This window comes from Spiroplasma endosymbiont of Halictus nicosiae, from assembly GCF_978018445.1.
Genome location: NZ_OZ389573.1, coordinates 474,043 through 494,328, shown reverse-complemented (window position 1 = coordinate 494,328; position 20,286 = coordinate 474,043). Strand labels below are relative to the sequence as shown.

The 20,286-nt window shown below is 23.9% G+C and carries 32 protein-coding genes and 1 pseudogene; 9 read left to right on the top strand and 24 right to left on the bottom strand.

Features of this window, described 5'->3' with window-relative positions; all coding sequences use genetic code 4:
- The first annotated feature begins 79 nt into the window (after positions 1–79).
- Positions 80–250: a hypothetical protein gene (locus ACZ91P_RS03380; RefSeq protein WP_465158020.1), complete on the top strand. Its 171-nt coding sequence runs from the start codon at positions 80–82 to the stop codon at positions 248–250.
- A 29-nt stretch (positions 251–279) separates the two neighbouring features.
- Here ACZ91P_RS03380 and ACZ91P_RS03375 read toward each other — a convergent pair whose 3' ends face one another.
- The gene (locus ACZ91P_RS03375) at positions 280–804 is read right to left on the bottom strand and encodes a lipoprotein (protein ID WP_465157078.1); all 525 of its coding nucleotides are present in this window, start codon (positions 802–804) and stop codon (positions 280–282) included.
- Positions 805–839: 35 nt separating this feature from the next.
- On the bottom strand, positions 840–1,313 hold the full coding sequence (locus ACZ91P_RS03370) for a hypothetical protein (RefSeq protein ID WP_465157079.1): 474 nt from the start codon (positions 1,311–1,313) through the stop codon (positions 840–842).
- Positions 1,314–1,613: 300 nt separating this feature from the next.
- Here ACZ91P_RS03370 and ACZ91P_RS03365 point away from each other — a divergent pair, with 300 nt between their 5' ends.
- From ACZ91P_RS03365 to ACZ91P_RS03340, 6 genes are read left to right on the top strand one after another with little or no spacing between them, the layout of a single operon-like run.
- On the top strand, positions 1,614–2,075 hold the full coding sequence (locus tag ACZ91P_RS03365) for a hypothetical protein (RefSeq protein ID WP_465155655.1): 462 nt from the start codon (positions 1,614–1,616) through the stop codon (positions 2,073–2,075).
- Positions 2,076–2,092: 17 nt separating this feature from the next.
- A complete protein-coding gene (locus ACZ91P_RS03360; protein ID WP_465156865.1) occupies positions 2,093–3,193 on the top strand; it encodes a hypothetical protein in 1,101 nt (366 codons plus the stop codon).
- 6 nt (positions 3,194–3,199) lie between these two features.
- Complete coding sequence (locus tag ACZ91P_RS03355; protein WP_465155651.1) at positions 3,200–4,138, top strand: hypothetical protein; 939 nt, start codon at positions 3,200–3,202, stop codon at positions 4,136–4,138.
- Positions 4,128–5,579: a hypothetical protein gene (locus ACZ91P_RS03350; RefSeq protein WP_465158019.1), complete on the top strand. Its 1,452-nt coding sequence runs from the start codon at positions 4,128–4,130 to the stop codon at positions 5,577–5,579. Before ACZ91P_RS03355 ends, ACZ91P_RS03350 begins: the two co-directional genes overlap by 11 nt.
- Before the next feature lie 23 nt (positions 5,580–5,602).
- Positions 5,603–6,154, top strand: coding sequence for a hypothetical protein (locus ACZ91P_RS03345; RefSeq protein ID WP_465156843.1), 552 nt, complete (start codon positions 5,603–5,605; stop codon positions 6,152–6,154).
- 44 nt (positions 6,155–6,198) lie between these two features.
- The gene (locus tag ACZ91P_RS03340) at positions 6,199–6,597 is read left to right on the top strand and encodes a hypothetical protein (RefSeq protein WP_465155645.1); all 399 of its coding nucleotides are present in this window, start codon (positions 6,199–6,201) and stop codon (positions 6,595–6,597) included.
- A 24-nt stretch (positions 6,598–6,621) separates the two neighbouring features.
- On the opposite strand, the gene ACZ91P_RS03335 is transcribed toward ACZ91P_RS03340, so the two are convergent.
- From ACZ91P_RS03335 to ACZ91P_RS03250, 18 genes and pseudogenes are all read right to left on the bottom strand, one after another.
- On the bottom strand, positions 6,622–6,798 hold the full coding sequence (locus ACZ91P_RS03335) for a hypothetical protein (protein ID WP_465155643.1): 177 nt from the start codon (positions 6,796–6,798) through the stop codon (positions 6,622–6,624).
- 4 nt (positions 6,799–6,802) lie between these two features.
- Entirely contained in the window at positions 6,803–7,273 is a 471-nt protein-coding gene (locus ACZ91P_RS03330; protein ID WP_465155641.1) for a hypothetical protein, read from the bottom strand.
- Positions 7,258–8,166: a recombinase RecT gene (locus tag ACZ91P_RS03325; protein WP_465155639.1), complete on the bottom strand. Its 909-nt coding sequence runs from the start codon at positions 8,164–8,166 to the stop codon at positions 7,258–7,260. Before ACZ91P_RS03325 ends, ACZ91P_RS03330 begins: the two co-directional genes overlap by 16 nt.
- A gap of 1 nt (position 8,167) precedes the next feature.
- Positions 8,168–8,869, bottom strand: coding sequence for a hypothetical protein (locus tag ACZ91P_RS03320; RefSeq protein ID WP_465155637.1), 702 nt, complete (start codon positions 8,867–8,869; stop codon positions 8,168–8,170).
- A 2-nt stretch (positions 8,870–8,871) separates the two neighbouring features.
- Positions 8,872–9,009, bottom strand: a complete 138-nt coding sequence (locus ACZ91P_RS03315) for a hypothetical protein (protein ID WP_465155635.1) — start codon at positions 9,007–9,009, stop codon at positions 8,872–8,874.
- Between the two features lie 2 nt (positions 9,010–9,011).
- Entirely contained in the window at positions 9,012–9,176 is a 165-nt protein-coding gene (locus tag ACZ91P_RS03310; RefSeq protein ID WP_465155633.1) for a hypothetical protein, read from the bottom strand.
- Positions 9,169–9,423, bottom strand: coding sequence for a hypothetical protein (locus ACZ91P_RS03305; RefSeq protein ID WP_465155631.1), 255 nt, complete (start codon positions 9,421–9,423; stop codon positions 9,169–9,171). Before ACZ91P_RS03305 ends, ACZ91P_RS03310 begins: the two co-directional genes overlap by 8 nt.
- 13 nt (positions 9,424–9,436) lie before the next feature.
- Positions 9,437–9,595: a hypothetical protein gene (locus ACZ91P_RS03300; RefSeq protein WP_465155746.1), complete on the bottom strand. Its 159-nt coding sequence runs from the start codon at positions 9,593–9,595 to the stop codon at positions 9,437–9,439.
- 9 nt (positions 9,596–9,604) lie between these two features.
- Entirely contained in the window at positions 9,605–9,889 is a 285-nt protein-coding gene (locus tag ACZ91P_RS03295) for a hypothetical protein (protein WP_338991147.1), read from the bottom strand.
- Between the two features lie 519 nt (positions 9,890–10,408).
- On the bottom strand, positions 10,409–10,648 hold the full coding sequence (locus ACZ91P_RS03290; protein ID WP_338988931.1) for a hypothetical protein: 240 nt from the start codon (positions 10,646–10,648) through the stop codon (positions 10,409–10,411).
- 311 nt (positions 10,649–10,959) lie between these two features.
- Positions 10,960–11,100 (bottom strand): hypothetical protein, encoded by a 141-nt coding sequence (locus ACZ91P_RS03285; RefSeq protein WP_465158018.1) that lies wholly within the window; start codon positions 11,098–11,100, stop codon positions 10,960–10,962.
- A 1-nt stretch (position 11,101) separates the two neighbouring features.
- A complete protein-coding gene (cdd, locus tag ACZ91P_RS03280) occupies positions 11,102–11,497 on the bottom strand; it encodes a cytidine deaminase (protein WP_465158017.1) in 396 nt (131 codons plus the stop codon).
- Positions 11,498–11,514: 17 nt separating this feature from the next.
- The gene (locus ACZ91P_RS03275; RefSeq protein WP_465158949.1) at positions 11,515–11,733 is read right to left on the bottom strand and encodes a diacylglycerol kinase family protein; all 219 of its coding nucleotides are present in this window, start codon (positions 11,731–11,733) and stop codon (positions 11,515–11,517) included.
- A gap of 12 nt (positions 11,734–11,745) precedes the next feature.
- Positions 11,746–11,943, bottom strand: a complete 198-nt coding sequence (locus ACZ91P_RS03270; RefSeq protein WP_465158016.1) for a diacylglycerol kinase — start codon at positions 11,941–11,943, stop codon at positions 11,746–11,748.
- Between the two features lie 26 nt (positions 11,944–11,969).
- The gene (ybeY, locus tag ACZ91P_RS03265) at positions 11,970–12,446 is read right to left on the bottom strand and encodes an rRNA maturation RNase YbeY (RefSeq protein WP_465158015.1); all 477 of its coding nucleotides are present in this window, start codon (positions 12,444–12,446) and stop codon (positions 11,970–11,972) included.
- Between the two features lie 107 nt (positions 12,447–12,553).
- Entirely contained in the window at positions 12,554–12,859 is a 306-nt protein-coding gene (locus ACZ91P_RS03260) for a hypothetical protein (RefSeq protein WP_465158014.1), read from the bottom strand.
- Positions 12,859–13,551 (bottom strand): ATP-binding cassette domain-containing protein, encoded by a 693-nt coding sequence (locus ACZ91P_RS03255; RefSeq protein ID WP_465158013.1) that lies wholly within the window; start codon positions 13,549–13,551, stop codon positions 12,859–12,861. The genes ACZ91P_RS03260 and ACZ91P_RS03255 overlap by 1 nt, the downstream gene beginning before the upstream one ends.
- Positions 13,552–13,798: 247 nt before the next feature.
- Positions 13,799–14,776, bottom strand: a pseudogene (locus ACZ91P_RS03250) (IS30 family transposase).
- 400 nt (positions 14,777–15,176) lie between these two features.
- Here ACZ91P_RS03250 and ACZ91P_RS03245 point away from each other — a divergent pair.
- Positions 15,177–16,013, top strand: coding sequence for a hypothetical protein (locus ACZ91P_RS03245; RefSeq protein WP_465158012.1), 837 nt, complete (start codon positions 15,177–15,179; stop codon positions 16,011–16,013).
- Between the two features lie 81 nt (positions 16,014–16,094).
- Positions 16,095–16,583, top strand: a complete 489-nt coding sequence (locus tag ACZ91P_RS03240; protein WP_465158011.1) for a lipoprotein — start codon at positions 16,095–16,097, stop codon at positions 16,581–16,583.
- 14 nt (positions 16,584–16,597) lie between these two features.
- Here the strand turns inward: ACZ91P_RS03240 and ACZ91P_RS03235 are convergent, their stop codons facing one another.
- The 4 genes from ACZ91P_RS03235 to ACZ91P_RS03220 all read right to left on the bottom strand — a co-directional run bounded on the left by ACZ91P_RS03235 (position 16,598) and on the right by ACZ91P_RS03220 (position 20,283).
- On the bottom strand, positions 16,598–18,361 hold the full coding sequence (locus tag ACZ91P_RS03235; protein ID WP_465158010.1) for a hypothetical protein: 1,764 nt from the start codon (positions 18,359–18,361) through the stop codon (positions 16,598–16,600).
- A gap of 249 nt (positions 18,362–18,610) precedes the next feature.
- Positions 18,611–19,027 (bottom strand): hypothetical protein, encoded by a 417-nt coding sequence (locus ACZ91P_RS03230; protein WP_465158009.1) that lies wholly within the window; start codon positions 19,025–19,027, stop codon positions 18,611–18,613.
- The gene (locus tag ACZ91P_RS03225; protein WP_465158008.1) at positions 19,027–19,569 is read right to left on the bottom strand and encodes a hypothetical protein; all 543 of its coding nucleotides are present in this window, start codon (positions 19,567–19,569) and stop codon (positions 19,027–19,029) included. The genes ACZ91P_RS03230 and ACZ91P_RS03225 overlap by 1 nt, the downstream gene beginning before the upstream one ends.
- 153 nt (positions 19,570–19,722) lie before the next feature.
- On the bottom strand, positions 19,723–20,283 hold the full coding sequence (locus ACZ91P_RS03220) for a hypothetical protein (protein WP_465158007.1): 561 nt from the start codon (positions 20,281–20,283) through the stop codon (positions 19,723–19,725).
- Positions 20,284–20,286: the final 3 nt, after the last annotated feature.

The following is a 20,286-nucleotide window of genomic DNA, read 5'->3' as shown; positions in this document are numbered from 1 at the left end:
ATTACAAATAACAAAATTATTTAATCACGACAAAGATAAAATTAAAGAAACATATTTACAAGCATACTATACAAATAATATGAAATTAAAAATTAGATTTACAAAAGCATTAATTGCTAAATTAGTATTTATTGAAATAGGATATTTTGGTAATAATAAAGATATAACAATAGATGTTTCTAATCCAAATGTTTTGGGAATTAGAAATAAAGGCGATAGTCCAGTTAAAATTACAATTAAACCAAGATAAAAATAAAAAGAGATGTAAAATCTCTTTTTCTATTCTCCGTTAACTTTTACATTACCATCATTATCAATTATTAAGTCGGGTAATTTTTGTTCTTCACCATTTCAACGATAAACTAATTTAAAATATTTCCTGTTGTCTTCAGACCAATATTTAATTTTAAGTGAATCTCTATAAACAAAATATAATTCTTTTTGTCTTTGTTTTCCGACAATAGAATCACCATAATTAATCAATATTTTATCTTTACCATTATTATTAGGTATTATTTGTTTTGGAAATTCATCATTTTTAAATTTATTTATATTTCATTGATTATTTCCTTTTCATACTACAAAATATCATTTATTATCAATATTATTAAATGGTTTTTCTTGTGGTGTTATTCATTCTAAATTGTCTTTTATTTCTTGCTTATTTGTATTTATTTGATTTTCTTCTTTTAATTTTGCTAATTGTTCTTTTGTATATTCTTGTGTTGTATTACAAGCAACTAAACTTGTTGCACTTGTTCCTACTAATGATATTGTACTAATGATAATTAATAATTTTTTCATATGTATATGTCTCCTTTTTACTTATTTAAAATTATTTAATAATATATTCAAAATCCACCTCTAAATGGAGTATTTTGTTTTGCACTAATATAAGCGCTGTTTCTAGATGCATAACTAACATTTAAAAAATCACCAGTATAAAGTATATTTTGATTTCTAATAGAATGAAATCCCACATCGTTATTATTTAAACTTAAATTTGAAAAAGAATTTGCCACCCTTAATCCACTAATTATTTCTCAATTGCTTGGTGGATTATTTCCTGTAATTCCCCAACTCGAGGGCTTATTAACCAAAATATTTCTATTTGGATAAATACTACCTATATCAAAAGTTATTTGTCCATTTTCATTAAAAAATTTTGTCTGTCTTTTTATTCTGTTTAATTTATTTGTTTTAAAGTCATTAGTTTTAATTTCTTCATATTTTTGAAAGTTACTATTAGCAATTACTGCTGGTGCAGTAGTTCCGCCAATTAATACACTTAATAAATTAAGTAATTTTTTCATACTTGTTTTTCTCCTTTTCTTTATCTTGAAACTTTTTACCAAGATTTAGCTGCATTATATATATATATATATATAAAATCAAGGGTGAATTAGTTATTTTAAAATACCTTTATTACGCGTTTTAAGGGCTAAATTAGCAATCAAAGATATTAAGTTTAATATAAAAAAAATTTATATATAAAAAGTATTATATTGGTAAAACAATAGTATATAATTAAATTATATTTTAATCTTTTTGTATCAAAAAGAGTTATGCCGACTTGTTAATCGGACAAGAATAAAAAAAGAGAGGTTTATAAAATGGCACTTACAAAAGAACAATTAATAGAACAAGGTTTAAGTGAAGAGATTGCTGAAAATATCTTAAATCAGTTTAATAATGAAGCAAAGCAAATTAGAGAAAGTGTGCAAAAACGCGAAGATGTTATATCAAAAGAAGACTTTATTAAATTATCTAATGAATTAGATGAATTAAAAGCATTTAAAGATGTTCCATCTACTAAAATTGAAGATATTAAAACTAATTTAGATAAAGTTAGTGGTAATTCTTTATCTGAAAAAATGCAAACTTTAAAAGAATTAAAACCTGATTTGTTTGTTGAAGAACAACCATCAGTTTCACCAACTAATTTTATTAAAGATATGATTGAAAAATCTAGTGAAAATAAAAATGAAGAAATTGAAACTATTAAAGAAAAAGGAGCATATACTCCTGATGAAATTAAAAAAATAACTGATTATACACTTAAAAACCTTAGATAATAAGGGAGTGAAATATTATGGCAACAATTAACTTGCCACAAGTACCTTTTATATTACAAGGTAATACAACAGACCAAAAAGCGTATGTTGATATGGTTAATGCTTTATTGCGTGGACCTTTATATAATGAATATGCAAGTATTATGCAGTATGCTACTGCAACCGCAGAACAAGTTGCTTGATTACCAAATGCAGGACAAGCACTATATAATTTAACTCATCGTGTGGTATGACAAGATGATTATTCATTACCAAATGGTGGGACAACTCAAACAATGGGATTAACAAGAATTCCAGTTCCTATTGATAAAAGATTTAATTTAAAATTAATGAATGAAGCTTTTGACTTAGCATTAATAGAACAAAATATTAAAAATGGCGTTATTGCTGATGCTATTTCTAGTGTTGTACAGAATAAATTTGTTAATTTAGAATGTGAATTAATTCAGGCTATTTATGATTATTGTTTAGCAGATGGTCAATATGAAGTAATTCCATTTCGTAGTTATACAGCAGAAAATGCAGATGATGCAAATAAAGCATTCTTTACATTAAATGAAACTTTGATTGAATTAACAAATCAAATTAGTAATTTATATTTTGGTTTACCAACAGATAAAATGTTTATGGTTTTAGGTCGAAGATCATATTTAGGATTAACACCTGCTTTTTTAAAAGTAATTGGTTCACAAGCACAACTAAAATCGATGGTTAATGGTGAATTATATGAAAATACAGCAATGGGTATTCCAGTATCAAAAAGCTTTCATTTAGAAAAAACATATACAAAAGGACAAGTTAACCGTGATAAAGGTTATAATTTTACTAATGTAAATGGTTTAATTATTAATAAACAAGTATGAGCTTATCCAATTAATATGGATACTATTCAACAAGTTTTAGATAATGATACTGCTAATCCTAAATGAATTGGTAAAGTTCAATATGCAACACCAACTATTTTATATCCTAAAACATGTAAAATTATTTTGGAAAAACAACCAAGCCAAGATGAAATTACTGCCGCTAAAAGTAATCTAAATAAAACTTTTAGAGTTCCAGTTGATTATCTAATTTCAGCATCAAAACCAGAATCAAAACCAAATAATCAAGGTTAATATAAAATGAATTTACTAATATTACGCGTTTTAACTTTATTAGTATCTAATTTAGAAAATAAACCTTTAATAAGTAAATTTGTAAATTTAATTAATAGAGTTAATCAAGTTAAAAATAAAATATTAAAGCCAATTAATTATATTAGTGATAAATATAATAAAATTACAAATAAAGTTGAAGATATTTATCAGTGATTAAATCCATTTACTTATTTAGATTTAATTAAAAAAGGTCATAAAAAAGAAATTCAACAAATATTAAGTCAATTAGAAAAAGATAATAATATTAAAAATAGAAAACAATTTAAAAATGAAAATTATTTAAATACTAATTGACAACCTTTAAATAGTAGTTGACTTGATAGTGGTATGTTTAATATTACAAATAAATTAACTTTAACAGGTAATTTAACTATTTTAATATATACAAAAACAGCAAAACATCCGAAATTTTATGGACCTTATGTTTATCCTAGTGTTCCAGTTGAAATATGAAAATTATTAAGTAATGCTGTATCTAATGCAGGATCTTTATTTTGGCGTTATTGATTAAGAAAATGATTACCTAATCATTTAAGATATTATATTAAAAAACGATTACCACAAGCATTAAAAGAAAAATATCCCAAAGGAACTACTAAATTAACATTACCAACAGTTCAAAAATTACAACAAATTAAAAAGTTTATTAATAATTTAAAAATTGGACATTTTAATTTTAATTTTGCTGGTGAAATTAATAATAAAAAATGATATCGTGAACGCCGAAGTGATGTTAAAAATATTAAGAATTTATATAAAACACCAGTTAAAAATATTTTTTACAAAACTAATCAAACTATTAAAAAAATTAAGAAAGCAAAAGCAAGAGTTAATAGTTATAAGCCAAGTAATTTAAAAAATAAATATCGTAATAAATTAAGAGGTGTATTATATGAAAAATAATTTAAATAATTTATTATTTATAACAGTTGAAGATGTTAAAGAAAGTAAACTTTGACAACCTATTAATGAAAGAAAACAATCTGCTTATAATGATAATTTAATTTATAATGCTATTTTAAAAACTAGTTTATGAATGGATAGATTATCAGGTGGAACAATTTCCGATAAGATTAATAAAAAAGAATTATTTCCATGAGTAAAAAAAGATAATACTGGTTTAATTGAATATGATAAATGATTAAGTTATATTCAATCTGCTTGTTTATTAGCAGTTATTAATTGATATTTACCAAAAGGAGTAAATGATTTAACTGGTAGTGCATCATTTTCACAAGGTGGAGTTGCTTATTCACAAACTAATGACCCTGAAGCAAATGAAAATATTACCAGAGATGTTAAAAATGCTTTAAAATTAGCAGGTGAAATAATTGATATTATATCTAGTAAAACAGTATCTAGACCATATAATTATAGTTTAGATAATTATGCTCATTCATGAGAAGAAGAATATAAACATATTAGTAAAAAAACTTTTTATCCAACATTATTATTTTGATTAAAAGAACGATTGCAAACAGATAATTCAATAAATATTTTTTATCCAACTGTTAATGATTTTTCTAAAATTGATTATAACGAATATATTAAACTTATTGTTCCATTTGATAATGATAGTATTTATTATGAAAATAATGTCTGAAAAGCAAAACAAAGTGGCGATATTCCAACAGATATTATTAAAGATAGTGATTTAAATAAAAATTATATTGAAAAAGTTGATGGTAAATATATTGTAAAAACATCACAAGATATTAATCTTAAACAAGATAAATTAGTAAGCGGTACAAATATTAAAACTATTAATGGTTCTTCATTATTAGGCAGTGGTGATATATCTATTAGTGGTGGCAATGATTGAGAATTAATTAATTATCCAGAAGCAAACGAAAAATTAACATTTAAAATTCCAAATTATGATTTAACAAAATATTACTATAAAATATCAATTTCAATAACAGATTATGCATCTGCTGATAAATTTGTAACATATTATTTTGAAACAATATCACAAAAATCAATTTTTTTATTTTTAGCAGCTAATTCTTATGAAAGAATAACAATTAAGCAAGATGGCTCAATTTCAAATTACACAAATAATATTGTTATTAAAGATTTAACAATTAAAAGAAAATTAATAAATAATAGCGAATTAATGACTGATGAACCGCATTCTATTTATAAGCGTGATATGGATACTGATTTTTCAAAAGAAACATCGGATTCTTATGATATAGTGATAAGAAAAATAAAGAGTGCAACAACTATTAATGAATTAAATTTATTTGAAAAACATCCAATATGAAGAATTATTTCAAATAATAGAAATGATATTAAAGAATTATTCAATAAAAAATGATTAGAATTAAATAAAAATGAATAAAAAATTAAATGAGGTAAATAATTATGAAACAAGATAAAACAACTTGATTAAAGGGTGCCTTACCTTGAAATTGATTTAAAAAAGACCCTATTCCGACTTATAATTGAACTCATAAAGATATTAGAGAATGAGAAAGGAAATATAAAATTCGTAGTTGAGTAGTTAGTTTTTATACATTGATATTTTTAGCATTAAATTGTTGATTAGAATATGGCATGATTAATGCAATAAAAGATAATATTAATTGATATAATTATGGTCAATATTGAGGTAATGGAATTGCCATATTATTAACCCCTTTATTTACACACGGAATTCAGGGTATATTTGTTGCTAGTAGTAAACCAAAAGTAGATATGAAAATTGATATACCACGATTAAAAATATCTAAAATGGGATTAGTATTTACAATATTACCTTTAATTACTTTAATAATTTCTTTAATTATTATTTGAATTGATAAATCAAAATGAAAAAAAGACCATTTAAGACATTGTTTAGAATGTCGAATTAATCCGCGTGTTATTCAACCAAGAATAGCAAAACAATGAAATAATTTAGATGGTATAACATAAGAAAATAACAAAGAATTAAATTTAAAATAGACTATATATTAGGGGTGGTTGATATTTTTGGGTGGTTATATAGTTTAATTTATAAATTATTTTGTTTTGAAAAAATAGATGGCCACTGTTTGAGTAAGGATAAGAAAGGAAATATTAAAATGGAAATTAGTAATGAAATAGTAATTGCTTTACTTGTATTAGCAGGTGCAGGCGGAATGGGTAGTCTTGGTATTCTTGGATTATCTGCTAAAAAAATTAAAAAATATAAAGCAGAAATTAGAGAATTAAGAACTGCTGTTATTGCCCACGAAAAACATTTACGAGGGCCTGATTATGCAACAGAATTAGCATTAAAAACAGGTCAAATTAAAAATGTTAAAAAACAAGTTAAAGTAAATGACAAAAAACAACAACAAAAAGATGCTATTAGACAACTAACAAATAGCATTTAAAAAATAACCAATTAAGGTTATTTTTTATTTTTCTTTATTGTGTTTTATATAAAAATTAATAAGATGTTCTATTCGTTGTGAATAAGTAAGGCCATTAAATTCATTTCAAACTTTTTCTTCATTTTCATTTAAGTAAATATTAACATTACGAATTAATTTAGAATAATATTTTTCTGTTTTTTGATTATATGAATTTTTCATAATATTAACCTTCATAATTAGCAATAATAATGGCATCTCGTAAATGATTACTTATTTTCTCATTATTATAGAATCAACCTTTACCATATTGATAAGTTAAATTATTATCTTTATCATATTTTCATATACAACTATCATTATATTTACTTAAATTTTCCATATTTTTAACAACTGATTTAGTATGTTTTGGTGATACTCAATTAACATTATTTAATTCGTGTGTATCATATTTAATTACTCCAATTATTTTTAATAAATCATCACGGTCTTTTGAACCATTAGCATTTGTATATAAACAATCTTCAATATTAATAATTGCATCTTGTTTTAACTTATCTAAAATAATATCGGTTTGTGTAATTCAATAATGATTTGTATATTCAGATTTATCAATTAATTTATTATCTTCAAAAATAGCAACGGCCGTAGTGCCAGTTCCTGATGGGTCAATACCTATTTTTATCAAGTCGCTCATTCCTCATCGTTGTTAACTGTTGGTAATACATTTGATATATCTTCTTCTTTTACTACATTATTATCTGTCAATCTTTCATTTGATTCATGTAATAAATTATTATTTGATATATTTTCGTTGCTAATTTGACTCTTATTTATGTTTATATTATTATCATTATCAATATAAATCTTTTCATCATTAGTTGTAATAACTGCTTGGTCTGATTTATAAGCTTGTTGTAATTCGACTGACATAATACCTCATTTTCGCAATAAACTAGTTAATACTGTTTTAAGTGCCATTTCATCAAAACTAGCAATATAAAATGATTTATTTTTAGCATAAGTTTTAGAATATTTCATAAAATGATTTTCCATTTGTTCTTTTGTCATATATAATGTTTTTTCAAAACCATTAACCATTTTAAAATATGCTACATAACCTATAATTGGTAATTTTTCTCTTTCATCTTCATTTTGTATTCAATTAAAACTAGTTCCTTTTAATCTATCATAATTTACTAATTCATTTTCTCTGACGTCTGATACTGACATATCTAAATATTGACCGCTTCTTTGAGCTAATTGAATATAACCTTTATAACCCATTTGAAATTGTGCTTGATTAATTCATTCTTGGATTTCACGACCATTAATAATTCTTGTTATTTTAGTATTATATGGAACGACATAAGCATATCCGAATTGCTTTTCCATAGGTAAATTTAATAAAACACCTTGATAACAAGCGGTCATAATTGTTTTTGGGTCTGCTTTTTGTAATAATTCATTACTGTTTGATATTGAAACTATATTACTCTTAAATCTTGCAATTTCATTTTCATTTGAAAATTTACTTTTTATTCATTCTGTTGCTTTATCTGTTCTTAAAAATTCAACAATATTTGCCATATTATTTTTCTCCTTTATTTATTTTAAAATTAATACCTTTAATACCAATTAAATTAATATCTTTATTACTATCTCATTGTTCTTTAATTTCATTTTTAACAATTTGTTCATCAACAATTAAATAGTTTTTAATAAGATTAATAAGTTCTAATTTATCAGCTTTTTGTAAAAAATCATCATTAATACCTATAACTTCAATATCTTTAACTAATAATTTTTCTTTACGAAAATTACTAGTAATAATTTTTAATTCTTGCATTTGTTTTGCTACACTTTTAATTTCTAAAAATTGTTCTTTTTTGTGATTTTCAATAATTTCATTTTGTTTTTGAAATTGAATATTAATAACACTATTTTTAAAAGAATCATGATTACTTTTAATATTATTTTCTAAATTCAAAATATCTTTTCTAATAAAATTTAATTCATCTTTAAAATTTTTTATTAATTCTAATGGTTCTCTAAAAATATAATCAATTTTTGAAACTACTAGTTTTAAATCTTTTAGTGATTGTGATTTATATTCTCCATTTATTAATCAAGCTTGTTGTCGATATATAAATTCTGCTAATTCTTGCCCATTTTCATCAATTCATTTTTTAATTGTTAATGCTTTTAAACTTAATTCTTTAAAATCATTTCCTTTTAAATAAAATGGATAAGTAATATTTTTAACTTCATTATTTAATTTTAAGTCTTCCATAATTAAATTTCCTCCAAATTCATATTCATAATTAAATTATCAATATACTCATAAGCACCGTCTTCTGAGTGACATTCTTCTAATGCTATATTAAATAAGTCTTCTTCGGTATAAACCTTACCATCTTCATCTTTTCACATATTTACTCACATCCTTGTCATTTAATATTTTTGTTTTCTAAATCAATAATTGTAGTTTTACAATAATTTAAATTTTCAGAATAAATTCTTGCCTCATCAAATGTATAAAAATATGTAGTATTTAAGCTATATTTATCTTTTGTTACTAATAAGTATCTTTTATTCATAATTTATCACCTCATAATCTGCTTCTTCATCTGCTAAATAATCACTAATTAAACTTTTAACTTCATCAATTTCATATCATTTGCAATTTAAGTCAAAATTTGTTGGCAATGAAATATTACCCACATGTCGTTCCTCATCACCAAATTTAAGATATAAATTTAACTCTAAATTATCTGAATAATCACTATCAATTTGTGCATAAATAATATCTTTATTGGTAATTTTTAATGCTTTATTACATATCATTTTTTATTTCCTCCTAATTTTGTTTTCCTAATGCTCAATGTTCATCAGTCATATCTTCAAATGATACTGAATAACTTTTAAGCATTAATTCATTTAATTTATTTTCTTGATTACATTTAAAGCAATAACCTCAATATCTTTTTTTAAGACAAATTTTATTTAACTTTTTCATATAAACCTCCTAAATTATTCCTTTGATTTTTTGGTCAATTTGTAATATTTTTCAACCATCAGAAGCTAAATCTAAAATATCGTTAATTTTGTAATATTGCATATAAGAAGCAATAACATCTCATTTATCTTTAAATAAATTTAAGTACATTTTGGCTCATTCTAAACATTGCAAATCATAATGTTTTTTATGATGTGAAATACGACAATTAATAGGTTGACAATTAACTCAATAAAATGATGTTGTTATTTCATTTCAAGTTTTATTAATATATTTACTTTTATATTCTGTCATTTATTTTTTCCTCCTAGTTTTAACTCGCTGGCACTCACTCCCAAGTGAAAGTGCCAAGCGAGAATTAGTTATATAAGTATTTATCTATTTACTTACTACGCCATCCGCCTCACTGGGGGTGAGCGGTGGCGATATGTTAATTGTTTGAATGTTTAATAATCCACAGTTGTTTTTTTAATATTGACGCCAGACATATATATGTCTTCCTTTATCCGTGCCCATTTGTGCTTTTGCTCTGGGATTTGACGTTCAGTTTTTAAATTAAAAATTCACTCGCATTTTAAAGGACCAAATGCTATAAAACTCCAACCAACCACACTTTTCGCAAATTTAATTGTAAAGTCACTATCTCTATTTTTATTGTCGTTTGATATTAACCTTGGACTTATCACGACTATCGCTTAGTTCTAATGAACCAGCGCCGATTTACATTTTTCCTCATACACTATTTCAGTACTTGCCTCGGCCGGCTGTGGAATAAAAACACTTAGTTATTTAAAATAACCGTTTCGCTCTGCATTAAGTTGTTTTATAAAATTTAAGTTTTAATAAACCAGTTTCATAATCAAAGATAATTTTTGAATTTTCTAGGCGTTTATAAAACCGCTTTTGTGTTTTATCTTTTACTTTATTCAATAAATCTTTATGTTTTTCACAAGTTCATAAAACTTTATTTGATAAAAATTCTTCGGTAATGAATGATATTGCTTTATAGCAATTATCAACATCACATATTGTTTGTTGCTTATTAATTTTCATTACCTACTCCTTCCTTTATTAAGTTTTTTTATTAGCAAATTAATTAACTGAAACAGAGAAAGGACAACACCTTAAAATTGGAGAAAAAACAGGTACACTTTATAAAGATTTCTAAGATATTTAATAAATGTGTAAACAACTTAAAGAGGGTATCAAAAAGTTGTAATAAAAAGTTTCTATTTTAAGAATTTAAGATGCTGTCCTTTCTCTGAATCAATTAATAATTTTGGTTTTACAAATAAAAAAACCATTTTAGTAAATGGTTTATTATTTTTATTCAATTTCTATGTATTTGTTAAAACCCTTCTTTTTTACATGCGACCAAAGATTTTAATATAAATAGCATTATTATGCATATATTCTTGTAATTGATCATCAGGAACAAGACGATAACTATGGTCAGTAACGAAATCTTGTTGAAAATCTTCCTCATCTTTATGTTTCTTGACCATCCTACTGTAAATCCTCCTTCGTGAAGCCATATGGTAGTAAATCTTTAATTGTTAAAACATATGATTCACCTTTTTGATTATAAATTTCAATTGGAATTCGATGATCAACTAATTCTCATAAAAATTGCCGGCATATTCCACAAGGAGAGCCTGCTTGTTTACTGTCAGTATATAAGAAAAATTTTATAATATCTGTTTTACGATAACCTAACGCATAAACCTGAGCTAAAGCTGTCCGTTCTGCGCAAATCGTAGCAGCATATGCTGCATTTTCAACATTAACACCAATAACTTCTGTACCATCTTTTAATAAACAAATTGCACTAACACGAAAATTTGAATATGGTGCATAAGCTTTTTTACTTAATAATTTTAACTTTTCAAAATAAATTGGCATTTCATTAACTCCCCTTTTTAACTAATGTGTAAATATAACTTAATAAGATCCACCAACGGTGGTAACATTATTAATAATCCAATTGCAATTGCCAAAATAGAATTAATTAATGTTGCCGCGGCACAAATATCTTTAATTTTTTTTGCTTTAATATTATATTCAAATGATAATAAATCAACAAAATTTTCAACCATTGTATTAATTAACTCAAAACCAATGACAATTCCAATGGTTAATAATAAAATTGCTTATTGAACATATCTAAACTGGTTAGGAACCATTTTTTGCAATCAAATTCCTAGACCAATAACAACCAATGACACAATAAAATGAATAATTAAACTTGATTCTTCTTTAATTGCTGTATAAATTCCACCAAAAGCATTTGAAAATTTATTCCGTAATTTAAAAAATATTTTTTTCTTGACTGGTGACTCTTTTGCCATTATGTATCCCTTTCTTCTTTCTGTTTTTATTTTATTGGAATTCGGTTAATTTGTAAATCATTTAATACTTTTCGTTGTAAATTAAACATTTTTTTTTCATCAGTCGGAGTTTGATGATCATAACCTAAAATATGTAACATACCATGAGTAAATAAAAAAGCAAATTCACGACGAAGAGAATGGTTATATTCAGCAGCTTGAGCAAGAGCTTTTTCATAGCAAATAAAAATATCCCCTAAACTGCGCAGTCCGGTTAATTGAAATAAATCAATCTTATTTTCTTCTTCTAAAGCAAAGGTAATAACATCAGCAATATAATCTTTGTTACGATATTTTCGATTAAGTTCTAATTGTTCTTGTGCATCAACAATAATTAATGATAATTCTAATGGCTCAGTTATTGCTAATAAAGTTTTAATTTTTTTGAAAATTACATTAAAATCATCTTGATATGGTTTAATATCAAACTTTGTTTCATTGTAAATCACAAAATCATCTTTCATTACATCACCAGACCCTTCTCTTTTTTTATTATAACAAATTAAATCATTATCTTCAGTAAATAATCTAATGTTGTTTGCGAACCAATTTCCATTTTCGCTGATAAATATTAAACATTAATCATAAATTCTGCCTGATTTAAAATAAGATAATAATCATTTTCTCTTTTAACTTGCGTTATAATTATTTGTCATTGTTTCTCTACAAAATATTTTATTTTTACTTGTTGTCCTGGTTTAATAACTCAAGGTGTCTGATGGGGAACAAAAATATAGGTTAACTCAACGTCATTAGTTTTAAGAATTGTTAAATAACCATTATAATATAAACTAATTGGAAAATAAGCAAGTAACAGAACAAACCCAATTAACATTAAACATCATATTCCCATTAAAATTAAACTTTTTTTATTCATTAATAATATTTAACTTTGTTAAATCAATCATAGTCAAGATTACTTAATACTTCATTAAGGAAATAGACCTCACAGCGTTGTAACAATAAATTTAAAAACAAAATAATTTGTCGTTGTCCTTTTGATAAATTTTCACCATTACTATAAAGCATTTGTTCAAATAATAAATAATTTTGCAATAACAATTGATTTATTTCTGGCAACTTTAAAATTTGATAATCACACTGTTGATTAAAATTAATAATATTATCATAAACACTACCCGTAAATAAAAAGTCATCTTGATGAAACAATAAAATTTTACTACGAATGGTTTGTTCAGTAAGAATCGATAAATCAAACTGATCATTAATGATTATTGTACCAGTTGCCCCTAATCGTAATTTAGCAAGAATTTCTAATAATGTTGTTTTCCCAATGCCATTTCGTCCTTTTAAAAAACAATGGTTTTGGAAAGTTAATGTTAAATTTTTTAAAATAAAATTATCATTAATAAGATAATTCAAATTTGTTACTGTTAAAGTTGTAATTGGAGCAAGTAAAGATTGTGCTTGTGAAATATCTTTTTGCTTAGGAAATAATAATGTTACTGTTTGCTGAAAAGCTTTTTCTAATTTTCCTTTTTCAACAATAAAAACTGATAATTGGCTAGTAAAATCATTGATAAAACTAGCTAAAGCACTATAAAACATTAAGTTATCAATAATATTATTTTTTTCAAAATAATATGTTTCATTTAAAAATACCTGTAATTTTTTTATTCATTAATAGTTGTAAATTGTACTATGAAGTGTAGCACCCTAGTTAATTTTATTATAACACCAATAAAATAAATGTTCAATATAATTTATTTTAAAAAAATTTAGTAGTTTTGTTTTAAATTTATGAATTTTGGCACACTGAAAAATAAAATGATTAAAATTTTTATAGGTAATTATATTAAAAATTAAACATTTGTATAAAAACTTCTTTTGAAGATAGTCAATGTAAAGATTTTTTAAGTTTAGAGTTTATTATATTAGCAACTTCTTGATAATAATTTCTTGAATAAATACTTAAATCAATTCCTTTGGAAAATCAATGTCTAAAATAACGAATTGCTCTTTCAACTTTGGGTTTTTGAGTTGGAGTTCCAGCATCACAAAAATATACTTTAGCATTTGTTATTTTTTCAATTTTTTCTCAATCAGCAAATTCTTTGCCTTGATCTGTTATTGTTCCTTTGCATCTATCTTTAAAAAATCTGTTAGAAAAAATTCGTTTTAATGCGTTTGTAACTTCTTTTGTTGTTTTTTCTTTTAATGGTTCAATAATTTTAAATTGGGTTAATTCTTCGATTAAAACTAAACAAACACTATTATTTTTACCAATCATAGTATCCATTTGAAATCAACCAAATTCATTTTTATCATGTTTTGCTTCTTCAATAGTTCTAAAATTTCTTATTTTTCCACGGTTATCAATTCTATTTTTTGTTTTATATTTTCTACCATGAAAATACAAATTATCTTTCTTGAAATTTAAAAATCCCAAATGAATATATTTATATAAAGTTTTAAAACAAACCGGAAATTTAATACCAAACTCTTTTTCATATTTTTTACAGATTTGTTCTGGTGAATCATGAAATTTGTTATATTTTTCATCTAGTCATTCTAAAATATTTAGCAATAATGATGATTTTTTAAAACATTTTTGTCGTTTTTATAAATAATCTTCGTGTGCTAATTTAGCGTCATATTCATTATCTTTTAACCTTTTTATTTCTTGTCTAATTGTATTTCGATTTTTATGCAATATTTTTGCTATTTTAGATATATTCGATTTACCATTTTTTCTTTTTAAAGAATCAAGTTCTAATAAATCTTTTAACATTACTCTTTCTTTAAAAATAAAATGATGCTTTGTTTTATCCATTTTAAAAAATCCTTTCTTTTATATACAAAGCTAATTATATAGTTTTTTGAGGTTTTGGGCAAGCGGTTGATTTTCTTAAATTTTTGTGATATAATAATTTACAAGTTAAAAAAGATTTTGAGGTTCTTTCAAACAAATTTGGGAACCTTTATAAAATTCTTCGCTTAACGCTTAGAATTTTTCCCAAATATTTTAAAAAGCGCGGCAAAAGTTTTTTTAAACTTTAAGGCATTTTTCACAAACTTATGAAAATTCCGCGAGCCCAGATTTAGTACAATATAATCACAATAATAATCATTTGTATAATTTCCTTTCTAAAATATATTTAAAAGTGCTTATATATATAATGTCAATAGATCTTGAAAAAAGTTTCAAGATAAAAGATAGGAAATTATAAAAAATGAAAAAATTACTTAGTTTATTAAGTGTATTAACAATTAGTGGAACTGCTGTACCAACAAAAATTGCCGCTAGTCCTTATCAAAAAGAAGAAACTAAATTAGAAAATAATGAAATTAGTTATTTACAAACAAATAATTTAAAAAATTTAAATAGAGTTAAAAGACAAGAAATAACATATCCAATATTAGAAGATGTGTTAATTGATTTAAGAAAAACTAGCATGAAAAAACCAATGGAATTTCAAATACATGATTGATGATGTGTTATTGCAATTTTAAAAAATATATTTAGTAATAATATTATTAATAATAAAGATCTTAAAGAAATGGAACAAGAAGAAATTGCAAGTTTTTTTCCAAACAATGCAAATGATGGCGCTTCATTATCAAAGGTAATTGAAATATTAAACACAAACCCGATAATTCAGGAAAATTTGGGATTTAATTTAAAGAAAATTGATTTAACTCGATTATTTTGAAATAGATTAAATGATATAGAAAAAAGAATGTGGATAAGACATTTAATATGGGAATCTCTTTCTAGACAATCTCCTATTATGTTTGGTGGTTTATTTGATGACGACGAATATGATGATGAAGGATGTGATAGCTCTTATCATGCTGCATTAATTGTTGGAATCAAACCAAATAAAGAAAATATACTTGAAGATACTTATTATGTTAGAGATCCATGAAGAGACAGTGAAGCTGAATTTATTCCAGATCAAACTACAGAAATTTCAATGACGGGGGAACAAATTTTTAATATTTTATTTAATCAAATAGAAAACGGTATCGTATTAATTCATGAAGATGTTTTTCAATTATTTTGTTAAAAAGCTATTAGTATTTTTTCATCAATTTGAGAAATGGCAGAACCAGAATTAATAGCAGCTATAGTATAGTAGAATTAAAATATGAAAAAAATATTAAGTCTTTTGGGAACAATCACTTTAATTGGAACAAGTACAACAAATTTAGTTGCTTGTAATAAACCACAATATAGCGAAAAAGAATTAGCAGATTTAAAAGAAAAAAATAATATAAAAACAAAAAATGGTATTTTAGAATGAATAGCATATCAAGAAAAACAATTTAATCAAATTGATAATAAATGATATTTTGTAGTATGGCGAAATGATGATAATGGTGATTTAAAAATTAGTAAATTTAAAAATAATGAAATGACTATTAAAATTGATAATTCTAATAATCGGCAATTGCAGAAAACTGATTTAGATATGGGAAGAGATTTATATATTACAAATGATTCAGGGGTTGTTAAATATGTGACACATTGAACAGATGATAATGGTTCTTACTTTAAATCAGTTTATCGTTGAAATAATGATAGCGAATCAAAAATATATGTTGAAAATAAATTAAAAAGTTATTTAGATTTATAAATCTAAATAACTTTTTATATTTCTAATGTAATTAATGATAATTTTTCATTATTTTTATTAAATAATTGTAAATTATTAATATTAATTTGTTCTTTTGTGGGTGGATAGGAAAATATTAAACTATTTGATTGTTTTAAAAAATTAAGAACTGTGATATTTGAATATGAGTTTTCATCTTCAATGCCATTTTTATACAAATATCATTCATTATCTTCGATTAATTGTAAATATGTATTTCTGTCTTTTCCACTGACTTTAGTTCCGATAGGACAATTTTTGATTAATTCTAAGTTAATATCTTTTCCTTCAGTAATTTTTTCATTTATTTTTTCAATAAAAATATTTATATCATAATTCCCATAACATCATATGCCAGATATTTCGATTTGATTTAAATTAAATAGTTTTTCGTATTTTAAAAAAGTTATTTTAATACTGTCCTCAACTAAATTTTTAGTTATACTCACTCAATTTGATTTAGAATAAAGTAATTTATTTCATTGAGAAAAATAGTTTAAATAATCTTTTATTTTGTCATTAGAAACAATTAAATTAGTTAAATATTTGCCATATTCACCATCAGATAGTTTAATTTCAGCAGGAATAAGAGAAGGTATATTATTTGTTTCTAATTCACTTGTTATGGATAATCAATTAAAGTAATTTGCTTCTAATTGATAAATATAGTTTTCTGAAATATCTTTGTTTTTAACAGTTACTTTAATTTCATAATTTTTATTAATATTATTTTGATTTTTTAAATTTCAATCTGTAATTTGTCCTGTTTTAAGTAAAATAAACAGTGTATTTGGTTCGCTATCATTATTTCAACGATAAACTGATTTAAAGTAAGAACCATTATCATCTGTTCAATGTGTCACATATTTAACAACCCCTGAATCATTTGTAATATATAAATCTCTTCCCATACCTAAATCAGTTTTCTGCAATTGCCGATTATTAGAATTATAAATTTTAATAGTCATTTCATTATTTTTAAACTTAATAATACGCCAATCAGCATTTTTATCACCACGCCATACAGCAAAATATCATTTATCATCTTTCTCATTAAATGGTTTGTCATTTGAATAAACCTCTTCTCAATAATTTATTGGTGTTGTTGGAATAGAACCACCAGTAAAATTAAAATATGATGAATTTAATTTAACTTTGCAATGTTCAAACTCTCAATATCCAGTTTCTACCTCTCTTGGATTAGATATTAATTCAAAATAATAAGGGGCAAATAATTTAACATCATCATTATAGCCTTTATTAATTGCATATTTACTATATGTATAATTTGATAATATGTATATCACTTGTTTAATTCTTTTTACATATCTTTTATGTAATTCACTTGGATTGTCTAATTTTCAATTTTCAAATAAACCATCAATAACATCTTCTGGTTTTTGTCCTTCAAATTTTTGACGTAATTCAGCCGCTTTATTAGTGGGATTTCCTTTTTCATCATATTTTGCACCTTGAAATTTTCGATCATAATTATAACGATAAGTTAAATAATTTAATAAAACTTTTTCTAAACCATTATTTTTTATTAAACTTAAAATATCATCTGGTTGAATATATATTTTTGCAATAAACCACGGTAAAAAACTTTCGGTAAATCAATATTGAAATACTCTTAAATTAGGTTTTGTTTCAATAGACATAGATAGCAACGGTACTAAATTAGCATTTTCAACTATTGATGAAGGATAAGAATAAACACCATTAATATTACCTCAACATTTAATATTTCCAAATAACATTGATTTAGGGTATTTAATCTCAATTCCAGTAAATACTGTATCTTCGGGTAATGATTTTTGTAATACTAAATGAATACTATATTTGGTTTTTTCATTTAAAATCAGTCACCTTAACTAAATGAGTAGATTTAATAATATCAACACCATCAGATGAATAAGGTCTTTTATATTCTTCGATAATATAACATTCATTTTTATTGTCTTCGGTAATTCGTTCATTAATAAATACTATTTTTAAGTCATAGGATTCTAAAAATTCTTTGTCTTTTTTGAAATATCATTAATTAAAATATCTTTTTCTTCAATCATTACATAACTTGTGCTATTATCTTGGACTGTGGTATTTTGTTGAATTTGTAATTTAAAATTAAAATCACTAATTTCATAACCAGTTATTTTAATATATTCATCTTTGTCAATAAAACCTATTTTAACGCTATTTTGAGAGTAGTTTAAGATTGGTTTTTGCTTTGTCTTAACAAGAAGATTATTAATTTTATAAATATATAAGGTTCTAGCACGGTCTTCAGTAAATAATTGTTCTAAATCAGGGTCGCTGTACTGCGATTGACTAGCAAAATCTAATGGAATACTATCAATTGAATAGTCAATTGGTTCATCATTTTCTGCTAATTGTGCTAACATTTTTTCAGATGGTTTTAACATTATTCTTGTTCTCCTTCTTCATTAGGCATATTTATAATATTTTCATTGTTATTTAATTGTCTGTTTAAAGTAGCATTTACTGGTAAGCGAACATCAATAATTAAATCATCAATATTTTTAATATTAAATGTTCTACTGTTTAAAATAGCATTATCATATTTAATTAACTTAATAATGAATTCAGTTAATTTAATTTCTCTAATATATATCATTTGTTCGTATGATGCGTTTGTTTGAATATTTATTCCCGCAACTTCTGCTTGTGTTTGTTGGGCTCCCTTGGCGATTGCGAGAACATGATGGCGATTTATTTTATAGTAATTAGTTAATAATCAATCATATATTTTGGTTAATTGTTCACCTTTAAAATTACCAGCAATATAGTTTACTGGTTGAAAATTACTATCAGAGTCTCCTTCAACTAATAACAAGTCATTTTCAATAAATAAAGCCAACATTTTACTAATTTCTTGGTCAACCACACCAGTAACTCCATTAGTATTAATGGAAAATTTACCACTATTTAATAATGGATCTAACATTATCTTTTCAGCAATAATATCTAAAAAATACTAGCAAATTGTTTACCATAACTAGCAGAAGGCTCAAAATTAGGGTTATTAGGAATAATTTCAATTGGTATAAAATTAAGTGGCAATATTTCTTCTCTTTGTAAAGTTGTATAGTTATTTCATTTAGCATCATCAATATATAAGTCGGTAATAGTGCTGTATAATCGTGTTTTTTAACTTTCTAATAACTTTTACTTGTTTAGTTACATAATCAATTTCTAATTTTTCAGTAATAAAAACACTCTGGTCATTTTTAATATAAGGGTCATAATCAAAAGTACAAGATACTAAATTACCTAATTCGTCATATTGGTTATTATAAAAATCAATAGTAATAAAATTAAGTTTTAAATTATTAGCAAAAATAAAATATGCACCTTTACCATTCTTATTAATTTTATATTCGTTATATCAATTCTTATTAGTAAAGTCTTGCATTTTTAAAAAGTTATTAATTAATTTAGTATCTATCTCTTTATTATTAATTGGATTATAAATGCTAATTTCTAAATCTCGTGGATTTAAAAAATTAGCATTATCTTCACAAATTCTTTTTTCTAAAATCTCCTTATGTTTTTGAACAGTAACATTTTTACGATTAGTAATCGTTGATGCTAAATTAAGATAATAACTATCAATATCATATTCTTTTTTTAATTTCTTTTTTGCTAATAATAATCCCATTTA